The organism is Cupriavidus sp. 01L46 (assembly GCF_056399905.1).
In genome coordinates this window covers 1-6,335 of sequence record NZ_JBFTSF010000327.1, presented here as the reverse complement: position 1 = coordinate 6,335, position 6,335 = coordinate 1, and the positions used below count along the sequence as shown (strand labels likewise).

Genomic DNA, 6,335 nt, shown 5'->3' with positions numbered 1-6,335 from the left:
GGCCATGATGTTCTTCTGCGTATCGCCATTGAGCAGGCCCGCGCCGCTGCCGGTGACGGCAATGGCCAGCGCGAAAGGCAGGTAGGACATGGTGACAGCCGCCCACGCGCTCAGCAGGTTGCCGAGGCCGACCAGCACGAGCCCGAACACCAGCATCGACGGCGCATCCAGCCGCCCCGACAGCCGCACGCCGATGCGCGGAAAGATCAGCATGGTCAGCGCAAACGGCAGCATGGCGGCGCCTGAAGCGATCGCCGAGAACCCCAGGCCCGTCTGCAGATATAGCGGGATCAAGGTCATCATCACCTGGGCGCAGGCGGCATAGGCGGCCATGCCGAGCAACGCGCCGATCAGGCGCGGATTGCGGAACAGCGTGAGATCCACCATGGGCCGGCGCTGGATGCGCTCCACGCCGATAAACAGCGCGAAGAGCAAGGCGCCGCCGGCCAGCCGCATCACGGTGTGCGTGTCGCCCCAGCCAATGCGGTTGGCCTCGATCAGGGCCCAGATCATCAGGAACAGGCTGCCGCAAAAACATAGCCCACCCCACAGGTCGATGCGCGCCGCGCCCGTGTCGCGCGACTCCGCAATATGCCGCAGCACCATGGCACCCAGCAGGATGCCGACCGGCAGGTTCAGCAGGAACACCCAGCGCCATCMCAACGCCTGGCTGATGACGCCGCCAAGGCTCGGCGCGACCAGCATGGCCACACCCATGCACGCGCCCCAGAAGGCCCACGCCCGGGCACGCTCGCGTTCGTCGTGAAAGGCGTGCGCGATGGTCGCCAGCGCGKAGGTCAGCAGCATGGCAGCGCCCACGCCCTTGACGGCGCGCGCCAGGTTCAGCGCCAGGCTGCTCCCGGCCAGGCCGCAGCCCAGCGAGGCCAGCATGAAGACCGCCAGGCCGGTCAGCAGCATGAGCTTGCGGCCGAACTTGTCGGCCAGGCTGCCCGCGGGCAGCAGGCCGCCGGCAAAGGTCAGCATGTAGGCGCTGACCACCCACTCGATATCGGAGAACGTGGCATGCAGGTCGCTCGCGATGCGCGGCAGCGTGACAGCCACGATGTTGGTGTCGAGGACGATCAGCGCGCAGGCGCCCGAGGCGGTCAGCAGCGCGGCGCGCGAGTTCATGCCGCTCATGCCGTCTCCCCGTCAAACAGCCCTGCCGGCGATATTGCCTGAAATGAAATAAATCTGGATGTGCCGTGCCTGGCTGGCTGTGGGTGCCGATTCGTCTTGTGCCGCATGTCGTTGCTTCCTGTCGCATTCCTTGATTGGATGCGGGCTAGGATACGGCGGGCAGGGCCGCGCGTTGTTGCGCTGGCCGTGCTATTTTATTGCCTTGCAGCTAATAATCAGAAAGCACTTAGACGACCTAGACGACCTAGACGACCTAGAAGGTAAAACAGCAAACCGATGGAACTGCGCCACTTTCGCTACTTCATCGCGGTAGCCCAGGACTTGCACTTCACCCGCGCCGCCGCGCGGCTCGGCATTTCCACGCCGACGCTTACCCGCCAGATCCAGGAGATGGAAGCTAGCCTTGGCATTCGCCTGTTCGAGCGCAACCAGCGCTCGGTGGCGTTGACGCCGGCCGGCGAGGTGCTGCTGGCGGAGGCGCAAGCCGTGGTGGCGCAGTTCGAGGCCGCCCAACTGCGCGCCCAGCGCGAGGCGCGTGGCGAGACGGGCAAGATCCATGTGGGTTATGTCGCCTCGGCGGCCTACTCGGGCGTGCTCCAGCGGCAAGTCGCGGCATTCCGCAAGGCTTGCCCCGATGTGCAACTGCTGGTGCGCGAGGCGCCCATGGGCACGCTGCCCGAGCAGGTCAGGGATGGTCAGGTCGACATCGCCTATATCCGCTCCCCGATGAACCTGCCCGAGGGCGTGGACGCGCTGCCGCTGGCGCCGGAAGGCTTTATCCTCGCGCTGCACAGCGATTCATGGCTGTGCGGCCTGGCCGAGATCCAGCCCGCGCATCTCAAGGCGGAGACATTCATTCTTCCCGAACAGGTTTCGGGCACGCTGTCCACCGCCGAGCAGGGTGGCTTCGTGCCCAGGCTGGGCCCGCAGCCGGGCGGGCTGGTGGCGGTGCTGACACTGGTGTCGCTGGGCGAAGGCGTGGCGATTGTCCCGAACGCCGTGGCCGGCCATATCAGCCTGCCCAGCCTTGTCTACCGGGATATCGCGGGCCTGGAGGTGACGTCGTATCTGTCGCTGATGTCGCGCCAGTACGAGAAGGCCGCGACCATTCGACGCTATATCGAACTGGTGTCGCGGCCCGCGGTTACCTCAGGCCGAAAAAGCCGAGTACAAACAGGACAATGACCACCGCGCCTACCAACCAGACGATGCTGTTCATGACACGCTCCTTGCGCAGACTGTGGCCTGACAATCGCACACGTGGCGGGGCGTGTCTGTACGGTAGCGTGCAGCGGCGTCAGACCACCATCGGCGTGGTGGCGCCATCGACCGACAGGATGGCGCCCGAGATATAGCTGGCGCGGGGCGAGGCGAGGAACAGCACGGCATCCGCCACCTCTTCCGGCGTGGCCAGGCGGCCCAGGCCAGTGCGCGCGTTGGCGCGTGCCAATGCCTGCTCCACGGTCGTGCCGCCGATGCGCGCATCCACTTCCATGCCTTGCTGCAGGCGTTCGGTATGCGTGGCCGCCGGGTTGACGGCGTTCACGCGCACACCCTGCTTGCCATAGGCATTGGCCAGGCCGGCGCTGGCCAGCATCAGCGCCGCGTTGGCCGCGCCGCCCGCCAGGTGGGCGGGGTTGGCCAGCTTGCCGCCCATGCCCACGATATTGACGATGGCGCCGCGCCCCTGCTGCGCCATGCGCTTGACCACGGGGTCGATCACGTTGATGTAGCTGAAGTACTTGGCGGCCATGGCGTCCTGCCACAGCTGCGGGGTCAGCTCGTCCGGCGGGCGGCGCTTGGCCGCGCCGGCGGAGGTCACCAGGATGTCGATGGCGCCAAGCGCCGCCACGGCCTGCTCCACCGCGCGCGCGGCCTCGGCGATATCGGTCAGGTCGGCGGATAGCGTGACCACGTCCTTGGCGTATTCGCCTTCGCCTTCGGCCAGGCTGGCGCGGGCCGTGGCCAGGTTCTCGGCGCTGCGCGAAACGATGGCTACGCGCGCACCCTCGCGCAGGAAGCCGGCCGCGCAGGCCAGGCCAATGCCGCGGCTGCCGCCGGTGATGAGCACGCGTTGATTGCGAAGTTCGAGATCCATGGTGATGTGTCCTGGCTGGTCAGGGAGCGCACGGGCGTCGATCGATCAATCGATCAATGGGGCGGATCCGCGCGCGTGGCGGGGCGGCCGTCAGGCCGGTGAGACAACAGGGGTGCCATCTTAGCGCGGCTGCGCCAGCCTTGCTGGCGAGCGCTCAATCCCGGGACGTCGTGCCAGCGCGGCGCCAACGCACCTACGCCGGTGTCAGCGCTGCATGCACCGCGATGCCCTCGATCGGGTCGAGCACGCCGCGCCAGGGCGCGGCCGCGATGGCTTGCTTGCCGTGGACATAGCCGGCGTTCCAGCGCGCGTCGATGCCGGCGGCGCTGAAGTCGATGTCCTTGGTCAGGTCTTCGCCGTCGAACGACGGCGCATTGAGCTCGACCACGTGCATGGTGGTATGGCAGCCCCAGCCCAGCAACGTCTCGACCGCGGGCGTGCTGCGCTCCGCCTGGGGAATGTGCTTGCCGAGTTCGCGGATCACATGCCGCAGCCGGTGCAATTGCCTCTGGTGCTCCAGCTGGGTCTCGGCGCGGCTTGAGTACTGGATATCCCGCTGCCGTCCCATGGCTTGCCAGATGGTGTCGGGCTCCGGGCCTTGCAGCGGCCACAGCTGCACGGCGAAGATCACCGAGCTGCGGCGAGGGTGGTCGTCGAGCACGGCTTCGATCGGCGTGTTGGAGCAGATGCCACCGTCCCAAAACGCTTCGCCGTCGATCCGGATCGCCGGGAAGCCCGGCGGCAGCKCCGCGGATGCCAGCAGATGCTCCACGCTCAGCRCGGTGTCCCGGTTGGTGTAGTAGCACATCTTGCCGCTGCGGACATTGACCATGCCGACGGTGAGCCGCGTGTGTTTTTCGCTGAGGTAAGCGAAATCCACCAGCGAGAGCAGGGTCTCGCGCAGTGGCGAGACAGAATAGAAGCTGGCCCGCTCCACCCCTAGCGGCACGCGCGTGCCGAACCAGGCAGCCGGGTTTGGCGTGAAGAAGCCAGGGATGCCCTGGGTGAGGGTTGCAAGGTTCGACATCGTGCCGTCGCCGCCCGAGAGCAGGCGGGCTAGTTCGAGTGGCCCGTGGCGGCCCACCTGCTCCCAGAACTGCCGCAGGCGCGGCAAGCGATCCGCAGGCCGGTTGCCCGCCACGATCGAGCCGTTGATGGCGCCGATGGAGGTGCMGATGGCCCAGTCGGGCTCGACCCCGGCCTCGTGCAGCGCCTGGTAGACCCCCGCCTGGAAGGCGCCCAGCGCGCCCCCTCCCTGCAGGACGAACACCACTTGCTGATCGATGGGCCGACTGGCAGCGCCAGGTGCGTCGGTCGGGGCTGCGGCGGGTTGCGTCTTGCTATCCATGGTGTTCCGGCTCCCGGGTTGTCAGGGGGCGGCCGCATTTGCCGGTGTTCGCGGCATGAGCGGCCGCCGGACATGGACGGGATCGTCATCGAGCGCAATGATGACGGGCTTGTCCATCGGCCCCTTGCCGCCTGGTGTGCATCGGCGGCCCCGCAGGCAGACTCGCAGTGCCTGGCCGCTTAGTAAGGCTAGCACCTCGCGCCGTTCTTGCCAGAGCCGTGTTGCCAGTGGGCAAAAGGCGTCACACGCGCGCAGGTGCCGTCGTCCTGTGCTTAGCCTTGCTCGAAGGAGATCCGCGCGGCAAAGGCCAGCAGCGCGGCCGAGAAGGACCAGCGCTGGACCGTCTGCGCGCGCGGGCTCCGGCGTAGCCAGCCGGTCAGGCGCAGCGCGCCGAACACGCACGCCAGGTCGAAGGCCACGCCGGTCAGCACCAGCACCACGCCGAGCTCAAGTACCTGCGACCACACCGGCGCGCCATGCGGATCCACGAACTGCGGCAACAGCACGGAACAAAAGAGCAGGGCCTTGGGATTAAGGATGCTGCTGAGCGCCCCCTTGGCGACGGAGGCGCGCAGCCGCACCGGTGTTGCTGCCGCGCCGGTGCCGGCGTGCATCCCGAAGGCTGGGCTGCGGAAGATCTGGACGGCCACATAGGCCAGGTAAAGGCCGCCCGCGACGCGGATGCCCTGGTAGAGCCAGGGCGCCGCGCGCAGCAGCGCGGCCACGCCGCATGCCGAGAGCGTGACATGCGCCGCGCGTGCCATGGCCAGGCCGGCGACGGTGGCCAGGCCATGGCGGACGCCCCGGCCGGTGCTGGTTTGCAGCACCAGTGCCATGTCCGGCCCGGGTAAGGCGTAGACCACGGCCAAGGCGCCGATAAAGGTAACGAGCAAATGTAGGGAGACCATGATGCATGCCGTGACGAGGGCAACATCATGACCCAGGGGCTGGAGGGGATTCTGGCGATCTTATGGTGGAAAACCATATAATTTGGTGGAATCCGCTAATTTTGACTTACTGATTGGAGTCTTGCTCTTGGATCTCGATAAAACCGATCGCGCCATCCTGATGGCGCTGCAGGCGGACGGGCGCGCCACCAACGCCAGCGTGGCGGAATCCGTGGGGCTGAGCGAGACACCGTGCGCGCGCCGGCTCAAGCGGCTGGAGGCCGACGGCTATATCGAGGCCTATCGCGCGGTACTGTCCCGCCAGGCCCTAGGGCTTGGCCTGATGGCGTTCACGCAGGTCCGCTTTGGCGTGCACAGCCGTGAGCTCTCCGACCGCTTCGAGCGCGAGATCCAGGCAATCCCACGCATCGTCTCGTGCCATAACGTGTCGGGCAGCGCCGATTACCTACTCTTGGTGGTCGCGCGCGACCTGGAGGATTACGGCATCTTCATGCGCGATGTACTGCGCACATTGCCCGGCGTGACAGCGGTGGAATCCATGCTGTCGCTGGGCGAGGTCAAGCGCAATGCCGGCTTGCCGTTGCTATGACGTGATGACGTGATGACGCGATGACGTGGCAAGGCTAGGCGCCGCAGCCGGGTTCAGTCGTCGCGGTTCGCGGCCAGGGACAGCTCACGCGCTACAAAGAAGCATAAAAGCGCGATGCCCGTGCACAGGATCGCCACGGTGAAGGCCAGTTGCTTGCCGTGCCACAGATCGGAGAACCACTGCGAGAACTCGGCCGCCAGCACCGCTGCCTTGCCGCCGAGGGATAAGCTCGATCAGCCCCCCGGCTATAGT

The 6,335-nt window shown here is 67.1% G+C and carries 7 protein-coding genes; 2 read left to right on the top strand and 5 right to left on the bottom strand.

The window, feature by feature from the left end; all coding sequences use genetic code 11:
* A partial coding sequence (locus tag AC1DS3_RS33205; RefSeq protein ID WP_477128824.1) for an MFS transporter occupies window positions 1–1,140 on the bottom strand: 1,140 nt, incomplete at its 3' end.
* Between the two features lie 276 nt (window positions 1,141–1,416).
* Here AC1DS3_RS33205 and AC1DS3_RS33200 point away from each other — a divergent pair.
* Window positions 1,417–2,325 carry a LysR family transcriptional regulator gene (locus tag AC1DS3_RS33200; protein WP_253932335.1) on the top strand — a complete coding sequence of 303 codons (909 nt, stop codon included), beginning with the start codon at window positions 1,417–1,419 and terminating at the stop codon, window positions 2,323–2,325.
* A gap of 112 nt (window positions 2,326–2,437) precedes the next feature.
* Here AC1DS3_RS33200 and AC1DS3_RS33195 read toward each other — a convergent pair whose 3' ends face one another.
* The 3 genes from AC1DS3_RS33195 to AC1DS3_RS33185 form a co-directional block, all read right to left on the bottom strand.
* The gene (locus AC1DS3_RS33195) at window positions 2,438–3,238 is read right to left on the bottom strand and encodes an SDR family oxidoreductase (RefSeq protein WP_441640411.1); all 801 of its coding nucleotides are present in this window, start codon (window positions 3,236–3,238) and stop codon (window positions 2,438–2,440) included.
* A gap of 193 nt (window positions 3,239–3,431) precedes the next feature.
* Window positions 3,432–4,586: a patatin-like phospholipase family protein gene (locus tag AC1DS3_RS33190; RefSeq protein WP_477128823.1), complete on the bottom strand. Its 1,155-nt coding sequence runs from the start codon at window positions 4,584–4,586 to the stop codon at window positions 3,432–3,434.
* Between the two features lie 272 nt (window positions 4,587–4,858).
* Entirely contained in the window at window positions 4,859–5,494 is a 636-nt protein-coding gene (locus AC1DS3_RS33185; RefSeq protein WP_441640413.1) for a LysE family translocator, read from the bottom strand.
* Window positions 5,495–5,621: 127 nt separating this feature from the next.
* Between AC1DS3_RS33185 and AC1DS3_RS33180 the strand changes: the two genes are divergently transcribed.
* Window positions 5,622–6,083, top strand: coding sequence for an Lrp/AsnC family transcriptional regulator (locus AC1DS3_RS33180; RefSeq protein ID WP_043353252.1), 462 nt, complete (start codon window positions 5,622–5,624; stop codon window positions 6,081–6,083).
* Between the two features lie 53 nt (window positions 6,084–6,136).
* Here the strand turns inward: AC1DS3_RS33180 and AC1DS3_RS33175 are convergent, their stop codons facing one another.
* A complete protein-coding gene (locus AC1DS3_RS33175) occupies window positions 6,137–6,286 on the bottom strand; it encodes a hypothetical protein (RefSeq protein ID WP_441640414.1) in 150 nt (49 codons plus the stop codon).
* Between the last annotated feature and the right edge of the window lie 49 nt (window positions 6,287–6,335).